Source organism: Brevibacterium sp. CT2-23B, assembly GCF_013168765.1.
Lineage (GTDB): Bacteria > Actinomycetota > Actinomycetes > Actinomycetales > Brevibacteriaceae > Brevibacterium > Brevibacterium sediminis.
On the sequence record NZ_JABBYK010000004.1, the window covers coordinates 431,103 to 449,354 of the forward strand.

Annotated in this window: 19 protein-coding genes; 5 read left to right on the plus strand and 14 right to left on the minus strand. The window is 65.2% G+C overall.

All coding sequences use genetic code 11. The features are described from left to right. The first annotated feature begins 67 nt into the window (after positions 1–67). From HIM68_RS12890 to HIM68_RS12900, 3 genes are all read left to right on the plus strand, one after another. A complete protein-coding gene (locus HIM68_RS12890; RefSeq protein ID WP_172172749.1) occupies positions 68–895 on the plus strand; it encodes an IclR family transcriptional regulator in 828 nt (275 codons plus the stop codon). Positions 896–1,047: 152 nt separating this feature from the next. Beyond that, positions 1,048–1,833, plus strand: a complete 786-nt coding sequence (locus HIM68_RS12895; RefSeq protein WP_172172751.1) for an SDR family oxidoreductase — start codon at positions 1,048–1,050, stop codon at positions 1,831–1,833. Positions 1,834–1,915: 82 nt separating this feature from the next. Further along, complete coding sequence (locus tag HIM68_RS12900; protein WP_172172753.1) at positions 1,916–2,245, plus strand: putative quinol monooxygenase; 330 nt, start codon at positions 1,916–1,918, stop codon at positions 2,243–2,245. 183 nt (positions 2,246–2,428) lie between these two features. Here the strand turns inward: HIM68_RS12900 and HIM68_RS12905 are convergent, their stop codons facing one another. Continuing rightward, positions 2,429–2,929 carry an NADPH-dependent FMN reductase gene (locus HIM68_RS12905; RefSeq protein WP_172172755.1) on the minus strand — a complete coding sequence of 167 codons (501 nt, stop codon included), beginning with the start codon at positions 2,927–2,929 and terminating at the stop codon, positions 2,429–2,431. Positions 2,930–3,184: 255 nt separating this feature from the next. Between HIM68_RS12905 and HIM68_RS12910 the strand changes: the two genes are divergently transcribed. Beyond that, positions 3,185–3,859 carry an SRPBCC family protein gene (locus HIM68_RS12910; RefSeq protein WP_172172757.1) on the plus strand — a complete coding sequence of 225 codons (675 nt, stop codon included), beginning with the start codon at positions 3,185–3,187 and terminating at the stop codon, positions 3,857–3,859. A 52-nt stretch (positions 3,860–3,911) separates the two neighbouring features. Here HIM68_RS12910 and HIM68_RS12915 read toward each other — a convergent pair whose 3' ends face one another. The 10 genes from HIM68_RS12915 to HIM68_RS12960 all read right to left on the minus strand — a co-directional run bounded on the left by HIM68_RS12915 (position 3,912) and on the right by HIM68_RS12960 (position 14,026). Continuing rightward, on the minus strand, positions 3,912–4,610 hold the full coding sequence (locus HIM68_RS12915) for a helix-turn-helix domain-containing protein (protein ID WP_172172759.1): 699 nt from the start codon (positions 4,608–4,610) through the stop codon (positions 3,912–3,914). A gap of 9 nt (positions 4,611–4,619) precedes the next feature. After that, positions 4,620–6,134 (minus strand): tripartite tricarboxylate transporter permease, encoded by a 1,515-nt coding sequence (locus tag HIM68_RS12920; RefSeq protein ID WP_172172761.1) that lies wholly within the window; start codon positions 6,132–6,134, stop codon positions 4,620–4,622. 9 nt (positions 6,135–6,143) lie between these two features. Continuing rightward, the gene (locus HIM68_RS12925; RefSeq protein WP_172172763.1) at positions 6,144–6,740 is read right to left on the minus strand and encodes a tripartite tricarboxylate transporter TctB family protein; all 597 of its coding nucleotides are present in this window, start codon (positions 6,738–6,740) and stop codon (positions 6,144–6,146) included. After that, on the minus strand, positions 6,737–7,801 hold the full coding sequence (locus tag HIM68_RS12930) for a tripartite tricarboxylate transporter substrate binding protein (RefSeq protein ID WP_172172765.1): 1,065 nt from the start codon (positions 7,799–7,801) through the stop codon (positions 6,737–6,739). Before HIM68_RS12930 ends, HIM68_RS12925 begins: the two co-directional genes overlap by 4 nt. 69 nt (positions 7,802–7,870) lie before the next feature. Further along, complete coding sequence (locus tag HIM68_RS12935; protein ID WP_172172767.1) at positions 7,871–9,085, minus strand: CaiB/BaiF CoA-transferase family protein; 1,215 nt, start codon at positions 9,083–9,085, stop codon at positions 7,871–7,873. 13 nt (positions 9,086–9,098) lie between these two features. Next, complete coding sequence (locus HIM68_RS12940; protein ID WP_172172769.1) at positions 9,099–10,046, minus strand: hydroxymethylglutaryl-CoA lyase; 948 nt, start codon at positions 10,044–10,046, stop codon at positions 9,099–9,101. A 156-nt stretch (positions 10,047–10,202) separates the two neighbouring features. Next, entirely contained in the window at positions 10,203–10,763 is a 561-nt protein-coding gene (locus HIM68_RS12945) for a dihydrofolate reductase family protein (protein WP_139906581.1), read from the minus strand. A 48-nt stretch (positions 10,764–10,811) separates the two neighbouring features. Further along, the gene (locus HIM68_RS12950; protein ID WP_139906580.1) at positions 10,812–12,092 is read right to left on the minus strand and encodes a CaiB/BaiF CoA-transferase family protein; all 1,281 of its coding nucleotides are present in this window, start codon (positions 12,090–12,092) and stop codon (positions 10,812–10,814) included. Positions 12,093–12,228: 136 nt separating this feature from the next. Continuing rightward, positions 12,229–13,677, minus strand: a complete 1,449-nt coding sequence (locus HIM68_RS12955; protein ID WP_180345551.1) for a sodium:solute symporter — start codon at positions 13,675–13,677, stop codon at positions 12,229–12,231. Position 13,678: 1 nt separating this feature from the next. After that, on the minus strand, positions 13,679–14,026 hold the full coding sequence (locus HIM68_RS12960) for a hypothetical protein (RefSeq protein ID WP_172172771.1): 348 nt from the start codon (positions 14,024–14,026) through the stop codon (positions 13,679–13,681). 280 nt (positions 14,027–14,306) lie between these two features. Here HIM68_RS12960 and HIM68_RS12965 point away from each other — a divergent pair, with 280 nt between their 5' ends. Continuing rightward, the gene (locus HIM68_RS12965; protein ID WP_216657123.1) at positions 14,307–14,600 is read left to right on the plus strand and encodes a hypothetical protein; all 294 of its coding nucleotides are present in this window, start codon (positions 14,307–14,309) and stop codon (positions 14,598–14,600) included. A 91-nt stretch (positions 14,601–14,691) separates the two neighbouring features. On the opposite strand, the gene HIM68_RS12970 is transcribed toward HIM68_RS12965, so the two are convergent. The 3 genes from HIM68_RS12970 to HIM68_RS12980 form a co-directional block, all read right to left on the minus strand. Continuing rightward, positions 14,692–15,543, minus strand: coding sequence for a fumarylacetoacetate hydrolase family protein (locus HIM68_RS12970; protein WP_172172773.1), 852 nt, complete (start codon positions 15,541–15,543; stop codon positions 14,692–14,694). 133 nt (positions 15,544–15,676) lie between these two features. After that, entirely contained in the window at positions 15,677–16,594 is a 918-nt protein-coding gene (locus tag HIM68_RS12975; protein ID WP_172172775.1) for a universal stress protein, read from the minus strand. After that, the gene (locus HIM68_RS12980; protein WP_172172777.1) at positions 16,591–18,051 is read right to left on the minus strand and encodes an APC family permease; all 1,461 of its coding nucleotides are present in this window, start codon (positions 18,049–18,051) and stop codon (positions 16,591–16,593) included. The genes HIM68_RS12975 and HIM68_RS12980 overlap by 4 nt, the downstream gene beginning before the upstream one ends. Positions 18,052–18,252: the final 201 nt, after the last annotated feature.

The window sequence follows — 18,252 nt, forward strand, 5'->3', positions numbered from 1 at the left end:
CGCCACTGTCCTGACATGAGCAACCTATGTGACCCGCGACACCATGGACTATCCTCATTCTCATCACATGAAAAAGTCGATCGCCGAGGCGATCGCACAGTCAGGAGACCGTGTGTCCAACAGTGCCGTGATCCAACGAACCTTCTCCGTCCTGGAGGCCGTCGCCGCTTCGGGCTGTGCCGCCGCGAAGACCGTGGCCACCCGCCTCGAGATCCCGCTGCCCACCGTCTACCGGCTCCTCAACGAGCTCGCCGATTCCGGGTATCTCGTCTACCTCAAGGACACCAAGCGCTTCGAGCTCGGTCCCAAATGCTTCGAACTCGGACTGTCATTCCAGCAGCGCCTCGTCGCTCCGCATCCGATCCGGCAGATCACCGATCAGCTCCACCGGTCGCTGGGCACTGCCGCCTATTTCGCGATCTACCGCGGCTCGGACATCATCCTCACCTACTGCTCCGACTGCGAGAAGCATCCGCGGCTGCGGCCTCTGCGCTTCGGTTTCCACGAGGCGGCGCACGCCACCGCTTTCGGCAAGATCCTCCTGGCCGGAATGCCCGAACCGCAGCGCACCGACTACCTCGAGGCGCGCGGGATGCAGGTGCTCACCCCGCAGACGATGATCAGTCGGGAGGCCCTCGACCCCCACCTCGCCGAGGTGGCCACCCGCGGAATCGCCTGGGAGCACGAGGAGTTCCTGCCCCGTCAGACCTGCGCGGCCGTGCCGGTGCGCAACGGCACGGGAATGCAGGTCGGGGCGATGGCGATCAGCACCCCCTCGTCGAAGATGGCGGGTCGCGCGAAGCTGGTCGAGTCGACCCTGCGCGAGCATGCGGGACTGGCGTCGAGCTACCTGCGCGGCGGTTCGGTCACCGTCCCCGTCGCCGAGCACGCCTGAGCCGCAGGCTACCCACGGAGGCCCCATCTCCCCACAACCGGCCACGTTTGACCCCCAGCTTTATCGCCACATGAGAAGAACCATGTCCTCCGGCTGCCGACTCTGCTGAGAATGATCGTGCTCGCTCACAGTTGAGAACTCAAGGAGGAGAAATGGGCACGAACAACAGCGTCGCGGTGGTGACGGGATCCGCACGGGGAATCGGCCAGGGCATCGCGCAGAGGCTCGGAGCCGATGGCCATCATGTCATCGTGGCTGACCTGCCAAGCATGCAGGACGGGGTGGCGGAGACCGTCACCACGATCGAAAGCGCAGGTGGGAGGGCCACCGTCGCTGAGGTCAACGTCACGGACGAGGATTCGCTGAGCCGCCTCGTCGAGGTCGCCGTGGAAGCGGGAGGAAAGCTCGACGTCTTCGTCGCGAACGCCGGAATCGCCCAGGTCGAACCTCTCATCGACTATTCGAAGGCCGATTTCGAGAAGATCGTCGACGTCAATCTCACCGGGGTGTTCCTGTCGTATCAGGCCGCGGCGAAGCAGATGATCGAGCAGGGCAACGGCGGCAAGATCATCGGCGCCGCCTCGATCGTCGCGTTCCGCCCCTTCGCCCTCCTGTCGCCGTATTCGGCGACGAAATGGGCGGTGCGCGGGCTCACCCAGGGTGCGGCAATGGAGTGGGCCAAGCACGGCATCACCGTCAACGCCTACGGGCCCGGCATCGTCGGCACCGCGATGTGGGATCTCATCGATGAGAAGCTCGCCGCCGAGGAGGGGCTGGCCAAGGGTGAGGCGATCAAGAAATATGCTGGTGACATCCTCATGGGCCGGGTTTCCGTGCCCGAGGACGTCGCGAACCTCGTGTCGTTCCTCGCCAGCGAGGACTCCGATTACATCACCGGACAGACCATGCTCGTCGACGGCGGAATGCAGTTCTCGTAACGTTGTCGCTGAGAGCAGAAGCCGACACCGCCCTACCCACATCTCCACCCGAGAGAACAACCACAGAGAGAAGGAAGAAGACATGATCTTCATCGTCGTGAAGTTCCCCGTCAAGCCCGAAATGGCCGACCAGTGGCCCGAACTCACCCGCGAATTCACCGAGGCGACCCGTGCCGAACCGGGCAACAAATGGTTCGACTGGTCGCGCAGCCTCGATGACCCGAACGAGTATGTCCTCGTCGAAGCCTTCGACGACGATGCCGCCGAAGCGCACGTGAAGTCCGACCACTTCCAGGCCGCGACCGCCGCGGGCGGGCCGATGCACTCCGCGCTGGCAGCGACCCCGAAGATCATCTCCCGTCAGATCGACGGTGACGATTGGGATGCGATGGGCGAGCTGCAGATCGACTGAACCCCACCGAGGCGGCCGTCCCCGATCGGGGCGACCTCATTCGCCGAGGATGTCGCGCGGGTCCGCTGATGCGTTCAGCGGGCCCGCGCCACGTTCCCGGCACCGGCCAGCTCTCCAGCGTGGTGAACCTGCAATAGCTCGGCCTCCTGTACTAAGCCGCTGCAGGTTCACCAAGCTGAAGGCTCATCTCTGCGGCAGGTATGCCTTCTGAGCCTCGACCCATTCGTCGAGCACGTTTGCGCGGTCATCGAATTTTGCGGTCGGGAACGCCAGACCTTTCGTCGGCACGCTGGCGCCGAGTTCGACGAGCAGCGGACGCAGGGTCGTCTCCACAGCAATCGTGTGCGCCGGGGACCCGATGGTGAAGACCGGGATCGCGGTCAGTCCGTGCAGACCGCCAGCGTCGTACCGGTCGAGGAAGGCTTTGAGCAGTCCGGTGTAGCTGGCCTTGTAGGTCGGCGTGGCGATGACGGCGTAGTCGGCGGTGGCCAGACGCTCGGTGAGTGTGTTGAGGCGGTCAGACTTCCACTCGAAGATCTCGTCGGTCACCTCGGCGAGTTCGATGGTCTCGTCGATCTCGGATCCGGTCACCTCCGCGATCTTGGCGGCGAGGTCTTCGGCCACTTGGCGGGTTCGCGAATTTTGGCTCGGGTTGCCGACGACGACGGCGATGCGTGTGGTCATAAGGGGTCCTCCCATTGGTGCGGTGCGCGCTTGTCCGGGTCCCGCGCTCGGCGGCTCCGTCTGCGCTCCACACTATGCGTCGGCTGATGGACCGAGCCTGAAAAATGACATATCCGTTCTCATCCCCAAACTGGACCAATGCCATTCCACCGCCGCGCATCCTTGGTTACCATGAAGTACCGCCGATCTTCGGCGAACCTCCCGCGCCTCACCTTCAACCGCCGTCAGATCATCGACGACCTCCGAGGAGCTTCCATGACCACCCCCGACTCCAGTCGCCCCACCGAAGACCAGGTCCTCGCCGCGCAGGCCGACGCCGTCGACCGCGGGCTCAACATCACCGTCGAGGGCGACAACCAGCACACGGTCCAGACGCTGAGCCAGACCTACCCGACCACCGTCTCCGACCTCTGGGAAGCCTGCACCGAACCGGTCCGGCTCGAGCGCTGGTTCGCGCCCGTCAGCGGCGACCTCGAACTCGGCGGCCGCTACCAGATCGAAGGCAATGCCTCCGGCACGATCGAGAACTGCGAACCGCCCCACTTCTATTCGCTGACCTGGGAGTTCGCAGGAGGAATCAGCCATGTCGCCATCCGCATCGCCGAGGCAGACGACGGCGCACGCCTGACCCTCGAGCACTCCCACACGGGTGAGGCGAACGCCGATTTCTGGGTGCAGTTCGGACCCGGCGCCACCGGGGTCGGGTGGGACATCTCCTTCCTCGGACTCGCCAACCATCTCGTGGCCGGCACGGGACGCCCGGAAGACGAGAACAAATGGGTCGCCTCGGCGCCGGCCCAGGAATTCGTCCGCACCTCCAGCACCCGCTGGGGCGAGGCCTCGGCCGCAGCAGGCACACCCGTCGATCAGGCGCGCGCCGCCGCGGAACGCACCACCGGCTTCTACCTCGGCCATCCTCCGACCGAGTGACCTTTCGTCCGCCGACTGAGCCAACGGCGGAATGGTCCCGCCCATTCCCTGCCTACTCCCCCGCCTGCTTCCGCGCGCCCAGCGCCAGTCGGGCGATATCGCGCAGCACCTCGAGTTCCTCGCTGCCGTCGAGCAGCGCCCGCAGCTCGACGGCAGCCCGGCTGAGCAGGCTGCGATAGGCGCCGGCGACGTTGTCCGGTTCCCGCGTCAGCGGGTAGGACACACAGAGGGCGAACACGATCGCACCGACGGTGAAGGCCACACTCGCCGAGGCGGTCCCGGCCACCCGTGCCTGCTTCGTCGCGTAGAACTCCGCCGGATTTCCCGGCCCGCACAGCGCCAGGGCCGCCGAGCCGCCGTCGACGAGCGGGAGCACCGCCCCGACTCCACGCGAGACGCGCAGCTCATGATCGGCTTCGACGTTGCGCACGCACACACGGTCCTCACCGACGCGGACCCACAGCTGCACGGATTCCCCGGTCATCGTCCGCAGATGGTCGAGCACCGAGTTCGTCGTGGCGATATTGCGCCGGCCCGGGAAAGGGCCCAACCGCAGCAGCCCCGAGGAGTCACGGACGATGAACTTGTGCGCCCGCAGGTCGGTCAGCAGCCGATACGTCGTCGACTTCGAATAGCCGAGGCGGCGGCACACCTCCGCAGCCGTCATCGGCGAGTCCTGGAGGACTTCGAGGATGGCCGCACTGCGGTCGATGACTCCGATCTCCGCCGGCACCTGGTCAGAACTCTTCATTCCCACTCCTCACGACACCGTCACATCGGCGAGCAGCTTCCGCCGGGACACCCACCACCGGAAGATGATGGGTCCGATGATGCCGAGCACCATGAGGATGATGATCGACAGCGACACCGGCCTGGTGACCAGGGGCGCGAACGATCCACCGGAGATCTGCAGCATGCGCCGGAAGTTGTCCTCGAGCAGCGGCACGAGCACGAGCGCCAGGATCGCCGGAGCCAAAGGGATGCCGCCCTTCTCCATGAGGTAGCCGATGACGCCGAAGATGCCGAGCATCATCAGCCCGAACAGGCTGAATTCGATGGCGTAGGCGCCGATGACCACAAGCACGAGGATGGATGAGAAGAGGATCTCCTTGGGCATCTTCAGCAGCTTCACGAAGACCCCGACCAGCGGCAGGTTGAGGATGATGAGCGCAATGTTGCCGATGTACATGCTGGCGATGATCGTCCAGATCAGACCGGTCTCGTCCCGGAAGATCAGCGGTCCTGGCTGCAGGCCGTACATCGTGAACACGAAGAGCAGCAGCGCCGTCGTCGCCGAACCCGGGATGCCGAGGCTGAAAAGCGGAATCATCGCACCACCGACACCGGCGTTGTTCGCCGCTTCGGGACCGGCCACACCCTCGATGGCGCCGTGACCGAATTCGTCCTTCCGCTTCGAGATCCGCTTCTCCATGATGTAGGACATGAACGAGGCCAGCGACGGACCGACTCCTGGCAGGATGCCGATGATGAAGCCGACCACGGAACCGCGGGCCCACGGGCCGGCCGACCGCTGCCAGTCTTCCTTCGTCATCCATTTGTCGTTTCCGAAGCTCTGGATCTCATCCTTGGCCCCACGTCCGAGCGCGAGGTTGCGGATCGCCTCGGGGATGGCGAAGAGCGCCATCGCGAAGATCGTGAAGTCGATCCCATCGGAGAGCAGATCCATGCCGAAGGTCTGCCGAGGCAGTCCGGTCTGGAAGTCGAGTCCGATGAGGCCGACGGCCAGGCCGATGAAGATCGAGATGAGCGCCTTGGCTCGCGAACCCGCCGACATCGTCGAGGCGAGCAGCAGGGCCGTGGCCATGAGCAGGAAGTACTCGGTCGCACCGAAGACGTTCGCGAGCTTGACGAGGACGGGTGAGAGGAACGTCAGTCCGATGATCGCCAGTGTGCCGGCGAGGAACGATCCGATCGCCGCGGTCGCCAGGGCGGCCTTGCCCCGACCTCGGCGAGCCATTTCGTAGCCTTCGATCGCGGTCACCGCGCTGGCTACCTCACCAGGGGTTTTGATGAGCGTAGCGGTGATCGAGCCGCCGTACATCGACCCGTAGTAGATTCCGCACAGCAGGATGAGGCCGTGCACCGGCTCCATTCCGAAGGAGACCGGGATGAGGATCGCGATCGCGGAGATCGGTCCGATTCCCGGCAGCACTCCGACGACGGTGCCCAGCAGCACGCCGAGGAGGGCGAAGGCGAGGCTGACCGGCTCGAGTGCCGAGGCGAAGCCGCCTCCCAGATCGATGAGAGTGTCCATGACCGCCCCCTAACCCAGGATCCCGACCGGCAGGTACACGGCGAGTCCGTAGACGAACGCCGTGTAGACCACGACCGCGAAGAGGACGGAGAAGATGAGGTTGCGAATCCACTTCTCAGGCGCGTAGATGCTGGTCAGCCCCATCAGGAACGCCGCCGTCGACAGCAGGAATCCGACCGGGATGAGGATCGCCAGATAGACGAAGAAGAGCGCGAACTGGAACACGACCTTGCGCACCTGCGGCTCCGGCGGGGCTTCGAGGACGATCCCGCCGACCCCCTCCTGACCGGAGGATCGGTCGGCGGTTTCAACGGATGATTCCCCCGCCGAGGCGGCCGTACCGTCCCCGTCCCCCGCCGCGGTCGAGTGCGCTGATCCCGCGGACCCGGGAGCCGCCTCGGCGAGGGTGTCCTTCCGGTGCCGGACGACCGCCTGGCCGGCGAGGAAGAGGCCGAGCACGATGAGTCCGATCCCCACGATGGCGGGGAAGGTGCGCGGGGTGACGATGTTCGCGGTCTCCTGGATGGAGAACGTCGCGATGTAGTACACCGCGCCGATGACGGCGATGGCGCCGCCGGTGATGAGGTCGGTGCGGAAAGCGGTCATTTGCTGTTGCCCAGGTCGGTCTCCTTGACGCCTTCGGCGACCGTCTTCGCCGCGTCGTCGACGTAGGCCTGGGCGTCGTCGCCGGTGTGGAACTCGGTGGCCCACTGGTTGTTCTTCAGCGTCTCCTGCCAGGCGTCGGACTTGCTCACGTCTTCGAGCGCCTTGGCCCAGAAGTCCACGGCTTCCTGCGGCATCTCGGCGGGTCCGTAGACTCCGCGCCAGTTGCCCAGGGTCACGTCGTAGCCGGAGTCCTTCGCGGTGGGCACCTTGTCGAAGGGCGCTGCCAGCGGTTCCTGGGCGAAGGTGACGAGCGGTTCGATGTCACCGGCTTCGATGACGGAGCGGAATTCGCTCAGGCCGGCGATGGCGACCTTCGCGTCCCCGTTGAGCATGGCGGTCGTCTGCTCGCCGCCGCCGTCGTAGTTGACGAAATTGATGTCGGCCGGGTCGACGCCGGCTTCCTTCGCGAACAGGGCGAACGGCAGAGTGTCGTCTCCGGCGGCCGCGACGGTGACCTTCTGCGGGTCGTCCTTGAGCGCCTTGACCAGGGCGTCGAGGTCCTTGAAGTCCCCGTCCTTCGGCGTCACGACCATGAAGTCCTCGACGTAGAGGGTGGCGATGAGCGTCGTGTCCTCGGGACCGAATTCGCAGAGGTTGCGCGCCTTCATCGTCTGGCTGGCCAGGGAAGTGATGGCGATCTGATCGTCCTTGCCCTTCTCCTGCTGCATCATCGACGTCAGCCACGAGCAGCCGGTGCCGCCGGGCTTGTTCTGCACGGGCAGCGGCGAGGAGACGATGTCTTCCTTCTGCAGCGCCTCGACCAGCGCCCGTGCCGTGGTGTCCCAGCCGGATCCGGGTTCAGCCGGAGCGGTGACCGAGACCGGTCCCTTCGGATAGTCCCCGCCCTCGCCCGGGGGCTGCGCCTTGTTCCCACAGGCAGTGACGACGAGGGCGACCGAAGCGAGCACGGCCCCGATCTTCGCCGCGCGCTTGCGGGTACTCGTCGACCCCTCTTTCGCCGAGGCGGCCGTCCGTGTACGTGTGATCGTCGTTGATCGCATGAGCTGTCCCCTTGTGTGTTCGGTTCTCGATATTTGGTGGTGTGCTTGGTGGTGCCGCTGGCTGAATTGTCAGTCCAGGCGGTTCTCGTCGGGCTGGGGTCCGTCGACCGGCGGGCCCGTCGGCACTGCGGGGCCGTCCCGGTAATGGCTGTTGTGGCGGCCGGGTTCGGGCACGTCGCTGCGCAGCCCGAGCCGGTTCCCGTCGAAGGTCAGCGGCAGCAGCGGCACATCCACGCTTGCACCTGTCGGCAGCCCGGTGTGGGCGAGCGCTCCGGAGGCCACAAGGTGCGGGTCGTCGGTGAGGTCGGCCGGGGTGTTGACCGGAGCGACGGGCAGGCCGCGCCGGGTGCACTTGTCTTCGATCTCGGCCAGGCTCAGGCGTGACAGTGCCTGCTGGAGCTCGCGATGAATACGGTCGCGCTGGTCGACTCGGCCCTGGTTGGTCAGCATGTCCGGGTCGGCGGCCAGCCCCGTCAGTCCGAATTCGTCGCAGAGGTCGCGCCACTGCCCGTCGGAGACGGCGGCGACGAAGACCTGGTTGTCATCAGCATCGCGGAAGATGTCATAGACGGCCCAGGTTGCTTGCCGGGTCGGCATCGGGCGGGGTGGTTCGCCGCTGATCTGGGATTGAGCCATGTGCGTGCCGACGAGGAAGGCGTTGTTCTCGAACAGTGCGGAGTTGATGAGTTTTCCGCGGCCCGTGGTTTCGCGCACCCACAGTGCCGACTGGATGCCGATGACTCCGAACATTCCGCCCATGATGTCGTTGACGCTGGCTCCGGCGCGCAGCGGCTGGCCGGGTGGACCGGTCATATACGCCAATCCCCCGAGCATCTGGACGACCTCGTCGAGGGCGGCGCGGTTCCCGTAGGGCCCGGAGAGAAATCCCTTGAGTGAGCAGTAGATGAGTCCGGGGTTGCGGGCCGAGAGCTCCTCGTATCCGAAGCCGATCGATTCCATCTTCCCGACGCGGAAGTTCTCGAGCAGGACATCGGCGGAATCGATGAGGTCGAGGACACGGTCACGGTCGGCCGCCTCGGCGATATCGAGTTGGACGCTGTGCTTATTGCGGTTGAACGCGGGGAACAGCCCGGATCCGGACCCGGGCAGGTAGCGGGTCTTGTCGCCGGCCCCGCGGGGTTCGACCTTGATGACCTCGGCGCCGAGGTCGGCGAGGATCATCCCGCAGCTGGGACCCATGACCATGTGGGAGAACTCGATGACGCGGATGCCTTCGAGCGGCAGCGGTTCGGGGGTCGTTGCCTGGGTCTGTTCGGCGGTCATGTGGGAAGTCATTTCAGACCTTCGCCGAGGCGGCCGCGAACCGGTCGTCGAAGACCGCGGGGGTCGCGGGGATGTCCGACAGGCTCGAAGTCAGGTCGTGTCCGACGGCGGCGATGAGGGGGTCGCGCACCTCGGTGAGCGCCTCGACGTCGACGCCGGTGGCCACGCCCTCGCGGTGGAGGAGGTGGACGAGGTCGTCGGTGCCGATGTTGCCGGCGGCGCCCGGGGCGAAGGGGCAGCCGCCGAGTCCGCCCATGGCCGCATCGAAGTTCGCGATCCCCAGCTCGAGGGCGGCGATGACGTTGGCCATGCCGAAGTTGTAGGTGTCGTGGAGGTGGAGGTTGACCGGTTTGCCGGGGAAGGCGTCGAGAACCGCCGAGGTGTTGCGGCGGACCAGCGATGGGTTGGCGTTGCCGATGGTGTCGGCCACCCCGACGCCGTGGGCTCCGGCGTCGACGAAGGGACGGAGGACCTCGACGAGGTGGTCAGCCTCGGTGATCCCGTCGAAGGGGCAGATGAAGCTCACGGCAGTCGTGATGTCGAAGCGCAGTCCCTGGTCACGGGCATAGACTGCGGCGTCCATGAGGCGGTCGGACGCCTCGGCGATGGAGGCATCGGAATTCGCTTTCGAGTGTCCTTCGGAGGCCGAGAGCACGAGTTTGATGTTCTTCGCCCCGGCGTCGACGGCCCTTTGGGCGCCTTTGAGGTTGAAGACGAGGGTGAAGAACTCGACCCCGTCGGCCTCGTGTGGTGCCAGACGGCGCAGCAGTTCGTCGGTGTCGGCCATCTGCGGGACCTTCTTCGGATTGACGAAGGAGCCGACCTCGATGTGTTTGAGTCCCGAGCCGATGAGTTTCTCAGCCAGGGTGACCTTGACTTCGGTGGGCACGATGGCTTCTTCGATCTGCAGCCCGTCGCGCAGAGTGGTGTCGAGGATATCGACGGAAGTGGGCCGGACCATGGGACTCCTTCACGCAGGCTCCCGCTGAACGGGAAACGATTCGTCGCCGCGCGACCATGCGCGACTCCACTCTCGTTATATAACGCGCTCAGTCCAGGTAACAGACTTTGTTCGACATATGAGAGGTCGGGGAGAATTGCCTGTGTTCAGTCCCGTCTATCGGGAAGCCTGCTTCTTCGGCCGGTATGTCTGGATCGCGTGGCCTGCTTCGAGTTCGCTGCGGTCGACGAGTTCCAGGTCGACGACGTCACTCAGTCCTGCAAAGAGGTAGGGTCCGTGGCCGGCGATGCAGGGGTGGACGACGAATTCGAACTCGTCGATGAGACCGAGTTCGGCCAGAGCCAGCGGCAGCGTCACTCCCCCTGTAGCGAGTCCCGTCACCGATTGCTCCTTGAGCTCGCGGACAGCGGTGCCGAGATCGCCGCGGATGAGTTCGGAGTTCCAGTCGACGCTGTCCAGGGTGCTGGAGACGACAAATTTGCGAGCCGGGTCGATGGCCGCGACGAACGGATCAAGGTCTTCCTCCGGGGTCGTGTCACCCTCGGGTCGGCGCCACGCGTCTTCCATCATCTGGTAGGTGACGCGGCCGAAGATCAGCCCGTCGGCACGCTTGAGATTGTTCGCATGGTGAAGGTGGAAATCGTCGCTGATGACTCCGACGCGGTGGTCGCAGCAGCCGTCGACGGTGACGTTGATCGAGTACCTCAGCTCGCCCATGGCATAAGAATAGACCTGGGCGGTCGCCGTCGGAAGGGGTCTCGGCGTTCAGTCCTCAGCGCCGTCCTGGTCTGGCTCCGGGGCTGCATTCTGCTCCGGTGCCAGTCCCAGCCATGACAGCACTTCGTCGGTGTGCTCGCCCAGATCAGGACCGAGGTGGTCGATCGCGATCGATTCGCCGCCGATGACCGGGGTGATGCCGGGGAAGGCGACGTCTTCGAGGACTTCTTCGCCGGTGGAGACGTCGAGGTTCTGAATCATCCCGCGAGCGGCGAGCTGCTCATCGGCGACGAGATCTTCGGCCGTGTAGATGGGTCCCGCCGGAACGCCCACTTCCTCCAGAGTCTCGACGACGTCCTCGACCGAACGCTGCGCGCACCACGCCCCGATGGCTTCGTCGAGTTCGTCGCGCCGCTGCCAACGGCCGGCATTCGTCTGCAGGTCGGCATCCTCGGCGAGGTCGGGACGGTCGATCGCCGTCATCAGCCGCGGGAAGATTCCGTCCCCGTTGCCGGCGATGACCACGGACTTCCCGCCGGCACACATGTAGCCGTTCGAGGGCGCGATGCCCTCCATCCGACCGCCGGTGCGGGTGCGGACCTCGCCGAACGCGGAGTAGTCGGGGACGAGGGATTCCATCACGGAGAACATTGCCTCGTTGAGCGCGACGTCGACGGTCCGCTCCGACAGCGGACCCTTGCCTTCGAAGCTGTGCGCGGATCCGACGACCGCCTCGGCGGCTCCGGCGATCTTCTGCCGCTGTCGATCGAAGAGCATCATCACGGCACCGAACGCCGCCTGCATTCCGGCGATCGAGTCGCCGATCGAGATGCCCACGCGCACCGGCGGGCGGTCGGGGTCGCCAACGAGTTCGCGGAAGCCGGAATATCCTTCGGCGACGGCGGCGAATCCAGGCCGGGACGACATCGGTCCGGTCTGGCCGAACGCTGAGATGCGCACGAACACAAGGTCGGGGTTCGCCTCTTCGAGCACGTCGGGGCCGAGTCCCCATTTCTCGAGGGTCCCCGGGCGGAAGTTCTCGAGCAGGATGTCGCTGCGGCGGACGAGTTCGAGCACAGCTTCGCGTCCCTCGTCGCTGCGCAGGTCGAGCACGACCGACTTCTTGTTGCGGTTGATCGTGCGGTAGAGCATCGAGGTGTCGCCGGCCTTGAGCCGCCAATTGCGCAGCTCATCGCCGGTGCCGGGGCGTTCGACCTTGATCACCTCGGCGCCGAAGTCCGCAAGCATCCGCCCGGCGGTGGGTGCGGCGATGTAGTTTCCGAGTTCGAGGACTCGCACACCGGAAAGGGGAAGTCGGTGCGTGCTCATGACGATGCTCCTAGTTGTGCGTGGTTCGGTTCTCCCATGGTGCCAGGTGTCGGGGCGATCGGCGCGGATATCCGCCGCCCGGGCGGTCGGATGGTCCACCTCCCCGAGGCGGTGCTCAGCTGTTCCGCAGCGTGACCTACGCGCGTTGACCGATGGATTCGGTCGGAATCTCAGCCTTCGACCGACCGACCCCGGCACGCACGGCTTCGCAGACCGCAACGACGAGGATGTTGACGCCGAGGCCGATGATGCCTTCGCTGATCGCCCACGGCAACGGCAGCCAGAACGTGTAGGCGATGACGACGATCAGTCCCGCCGCGAGACCGGCGATGATCGAGCGAACACTGAGACGACCGCGGAAGAAGAGAGCCGCGGCGATCGCCGGAGCGAGCTGGTCGAGGCCGGAGAAAGTCAGCAGCAGGAGGTTCGCCAGCAGGTCGGGCATGACGATGGCCAGCAGCAGCGACAGGGCAGTGGCGACGACGACGATGATCTGAGTCGCAGTGAACTGATGCCGTTCGGATCTGATCCGGAAGACATTGCGTGAAGCCAGGGTCGAGATGCCGATGAGCAGCGCGGCCGAGGGCACCATCGCCGTGGTGATTCCGGCGACGGCGAGGACTCCGATCACCCAATCGGGGAACATCTGTCCGGACAGGTGGAGCAGAGCCGAGTCGGCATCGGTGTTCCGACCGAGGATGACGACAGCCACGTAGCCGACGATGAGCGGCAGGACGATGAAGGTGTTGTAGATCGGCAGCCACAGGTAGTTCTGGCGCAGCACCGCGGAGCTGCGGGCGGCGAGGATCGGCGGCCACATGTGCGGGAGAGTCACGAAGGCCACGCCGATGGCGCTGATCGCCATGTTCGAGATGTACCAGGGGATGCCGTATTCCTCTGTGCCGTGGACGCTCAGGAGGTCGGGCATGGTGGCAGCGACGGTGTCGAAGACGTTCGTGAATCCGCCGGTGAAATGGATGGGGATCGAAATGCATACGACGAAGAGCATGACGAGCATGAGCGCGTCTTTGAAGTACGCGGTCGTCGCCACGCCTCGCAGGCCCGACCACAGGACGAAGGCGACGACGAGGATGAAAGCGATGACCATTGACCACACGCCCGTCGTTCGGTTGCCGGTGACGAGTTGGACGATGAGGCCGAGTCCGGTGATCTGCAGCTGCAGGTAGGGCAGCAGAAAGATGACTCCGCAGATGCCTGCGATGACTCCGAGGGTGCGCGAGGAGTAGCTGTGTTCGAGGAAGTCGGCCTGTGTCAGGTGTCCGCGTGCTTTGGCCATGCGCCAGATCTTCGGGCCGATGAAGTAGAGGACCAGGTAGCCGAGGGGTACGTAGGGCATCGAGTAGAAGGCGGCGGCGCCTCCCGAGACCACGAGCCCGGCGGTACCGAGGAAGGTGAAGGTGGTGAAGGTTTCGCCGGCCTGAAGCAGCCAGGTGGTGGCCACGCCGAAGCGTCGGCCGCCGACGGTCCACTCGGAGAGGTCGGCATTGGGCTTCTTGCGTCCGATGAACCCGAGAATTGCGACGAGGACGATTCCGCCGAGGGTGACGATCTCGATAGTGCTCATCTCAGCCCTCCCGACCGTTGTCGGGGTGTGCCTGCACTTCCGGTCGGTCTCCGACTTTGGCCGATTCGAGACTCTCGGCTTCTTCGCGGGCAAGGTCGTCGAGGTGGCCCTGCCGTTCGAGATCGGGGCGGGTCTTCTCGATGATCAGGAGGATGCCGGTGACGAGGAGGCTGCCGGGCACACAGGTCCACCACAAGATGGTCGGCAGCCCGAGAAACAGATGTGGGCCGTTGAGAATCGGCAGCCATTGGAGGACGAAGGCGGCGATCACCGGAATGAGACAGAGAACCGCCCAGACCGTGACGCGACCTTTCGTCACCCGTCGTGTGTCGGAATCGGGTGTACTCATTGTGCCTCCCGCACTCGTTCGGCCGGTCTGCTCGGCCGGCGGTCCGACCACCATGGTCACGACCACGTCCATCTTCTCTCCACAATCGGTGCTGGACGGTGACGAAATGCCGCTGACAGCAAAGTCGCATTGAAAAGCTGCCTTGGCTGAACATCAGCTGCGGCTTGAGTGAACTACGTGCAACATTCCTTGAACTCTATTGTCAGCCAGGCTCTGGGTACCGAAGACTGGCAATCGAGTCGCAGACAGCGATGATTCGTCACCGAATGAGGAGTTGGACATGGAATCGAACGATTTCGCAGGCAACAACGACAGCGGTCAGAACGACTTCGGCAATGAGCAGCAGAGCGGCCCCGAGGGACAGCAGCGCGGCTTCGGCGATCAGGGTGGCCAGCAGGGCCAGTCGGGCCAGCAGGAGCAGGGTGGCTTCGGCGGCCAGAATCAGCAGGCCCAGGGCGGCCAGGAACAGGGCGGCTTCGGGGGCGACGACCGTGAGCAGGCTGGATTCGGCGGCCGGGATCAGGCCCAGGGTGGCTTCGGTGGCGAGCAGGGCGGCTTCGACGAGAACCGCTGATCTCAGCCCTCACCTGATCCGGCGTCATCGTTGAGACGCCGATCCGCAAACACAAGCGGCGCACCAGTCATCGGTGCGCCGCTTCGTGCATTCACTCCGTGACGGTCACGATCTGTCGGTGTCGGCCGAGGCCCTCGAGCTCGATTTCGACGACGTCGCCGTCGACCAGGTACGGGTACTGCCCCGACAGCGCGACGCCCTGCGGTGTGCCGGTGAGGATGACGTCGCCCGGTTCGAAGGCCATCGCCTGGCTGAGCTGGAAGATGATATCGCCGACGGAGAAGATGAGGTCACTCGTCGACGAATCCTGCCTGGCTTCGCCGTTGACCCAGCTGCGCAGGCGCAGGTTGCCGGGGTCCACCTCGGCGGCGGGGCGGATCCACGGCCCGATCGGGGTGAACCCGGGCAGATTCTTCCCTTTCGACCACTGGCCCCCGGACTCCTCGATCTGCAGTCGGCGCTCGGACAGATCGTTGCCGAGCACGTACCCGGCGACGTGATCGAGTCCTTCCTCCGCCGAGGCGACCCTGAAGGTCCGTGATCCGATGACCACTCCGAGTTCGACCTCCCAATCGGCCTTCGCCGCATACGGCGGCAGTTCGATCGGGTCGTTGGGCCCGGCGATGGTCGAGGGCATCTTGAAGAAGATGACGGGTCGCTCGGGAGGTTCGGCTCCGGACTCACGAGCATGCGCTGCATAGTTCATGCCCACGCACACGATGGCAGAAGGTCTGGTCAGCGGCGCGCCGATGCGCATTTCATCAGCACCATCGAGCGGCTTGAGTTCCCCAGCGTCAAGCGCGCTTCGGACGCGTCCGAAGCCGTCGGCGGCGAAGAAGTCCGGGTCGATGTCATCGGTCAGCGGGCGGAGGTCGAAGCAGACTCCGTCGTGGCGGACAGCCGGAATCTCGTGTCCGATCGGTCCCAGTCGCAGCAGTTCCATGCGGTTCCTCTCTACTAGCTCTCGGCCACGTCGTTGTGACCTGTCGCCAGGCTAGCGAGACGCCCCAAGCCAATTTGGAACTGCTCAAGCATTGGACACCCGCAGGCGTCGAAACTCCCACCGAGTTCGACCGTCACACGGTCTGCTGGCGGATGTAATCGGCCTTCGCCCGACGGGGCACGACGACGGTCGGCACCGGAGAGTTCTGCAGGATCCGCATCGCGTGGCTGCCGAGCGAGACCCGCTTGAGCGCACCCAGCCCGGAGGATCCGAGCATCATCACTTCCGGATGCTTCCACTCGACAGCGCCGAGCGCCGCGGCCCAATCGGCGCCGGTTCCCACGACGACGTCCGTCTCACCTGGTTTGATGTGCAGCTGCTCGATCGAGCACAGGATCTTGTCCGTGTCGTGCTGGACGGTCTTCGTCCATTCGTCGATGACGCGCGACTCCATGTCGAAGGGCACGTTCGCCGAGGCGACCACACGTGAACGCGGGGCGAACGAGGCGATGCGGAACGGCACGTCCGACTCCGCCGAGACCATCGCAGCACCAAGAATGAGATCCGCCGAGGTGGACGAGCCCGAATACGCGGCCGTGATCCGCTCCAGCCGCGCCCCTGCAGGCGCTTCGAATCCGGCCGGGGCCAGGGCCACCGGCAGCCTGGCGCTGTGCAGCAGACCGTTCGACACCGACCCGAGCGCGATCTTGCCCGGCTTCCCTTCCGACGATGGTCCGACGACGAGGCGATAGGCATCGGTCTTCTCGCACATCTCGAGCAGACCGCGCCGAGACGACCGCGCGGAGTGGAGGACACATTCGGACTCGATATCGCTGGGAATGAGCGCACGCGCCTCGTCGAGGGCCGCCTCGGCGACGGTGCGGAACCTGTTCTCGTACTGGCTCTCGAAGTGCACGGGCGCCATCGGGAACGCAGCGGAGTCCACGGCGGTTGCGACGATCCGGCGTCGATAGGTGCGGGCGAGGACGATGCCCAGCTCGACGGCTGCGCGGTTGTCCTGACCTGGGGCAAGACCGACGACGATGCTCATTTGGCTCCTCCTGTGGAGTCCGGTCCGGGGGCTTCGAGATTGGTGAGTCCCGCCTCGGCGAGCTGCTTGCCGAGGACGGAGGACTTGCGGCCGAAGATGAAGTACAGGCCCAGGATAAAGGCGGTCCAGATGATGAAGACGACGATAGTGATGACCTGCAGGCTCGAGATGATCCAGAAGCAGCCGATGATCGAGAGCACCGGCAGGACGGGATAGAACGGGACCTTGAAGCCGCGTTCGAGGTCCGGTTCGCGCACGCGCAGGATGATCACGGCCAGGGAGACGACGACGAAGGCGACGAGGGTGCCGATCGAGGTCATCTCGGCGAGGAAGTTCAACGGGATGAAGCCGGCGAGGACCGCGATGACGGCGGAGACGACGATCGTGCCTTTGACCGGGGTGAGTGTGCGGGGATTGACCTCGCGGAAGAGCTTGGGCATCATTCCGTCGCCGGCCATTGTGAAGAGGATGCGGGACTGGCCGTAGATGGAGACCAGGGTGACGGAGAAGATCGAGATCACCGCGCCGGCGGCCACGACCGTGCCGGGCCACTGCGAGCCGACGATGTTCTCGAGGATGGCCGACAGGCCTGCGGTCTGTCCGTCGAATTTCTCCCACGGCTGGGCGGACAGGGCGGCGACGGCGACGAGGACGTAGACGGAGGTGACGATGATGAGGGCAGCGATGAGAGCTCGGGGCATCGTCTTCTTCGGGTTCTTCGTCTCATCGCCGGCCGTGGCGACAGCGTCCATGCCGACGTAGCTGAAGAAGATCAGACCCGAGCCGGCGACGACTCCGGAGATGCCGAACGGAGCGAAGTCGGCGAAGTTATTCGAGTCCCAGCCGGTGACGCCGACGCAGATGAAGAAGATGAGCACGCCGATCTTGAGGCAGACCATGATCGCATTGACGACGATGGATTCGCCGGTGCCGCGCACCAGGAGGAAGCAGCACATCGCCAGCAGCAGGATGGCAGGCAGGTTGACGATGCCGCCTTCTTCCGGCGCGTAGGCCAGGGCGTGCGGGATCTGGAATCCGAAGAGATTGAACAGCAGCTGGTTGACGTACTGCGACCAGCCGACCGCGACGGCCGCACCGGCGACTCCGTATTCGAGGAGGAGACACGCGGCCACCCCCATCGCCGGCAGTTCGCCGAGGGTCGCGTACGCATAGGAGTAGGAGGAACCGGAGACGGGGACGGATCCGGCGAGCTCGGCGTAGCAGATGACCGCGAGGCCGGCGACGACGCCGGCGATGACGAATGACCAGATCACGGCCGGTCCCGCCACCGGAACGGACTCGGAGAGGATGAAGAAGATGCCGGTGCCGATGGTTGAGCCGACGCCGACCATCGTCAGCGAGAACAGCCCGATCGTGCGTTTGAGATCGGTCTCGACGTCTTCCTTCTGCCGCGGCACCGGTTTGATCCGGAACAGCTGCTGTCGCAGTGTGGGCATAATCAACTCCTGACATCATTGTCGGCTCGGTATACCTCGTCGCTTCGACTGTACTTCAGGTTCGCGCCTCCGGCGGCGTCGAGAAGGTGAAATCGTGGGCAGGGGGCGGTTCAGCGTGCCAGCTCTGCGGCTTGTGCGGATCCTGCGGCTCGCCGCCGCCCTCCCGCAATTGCTACCCGACGGCGGCCTAGCAACCTCGCG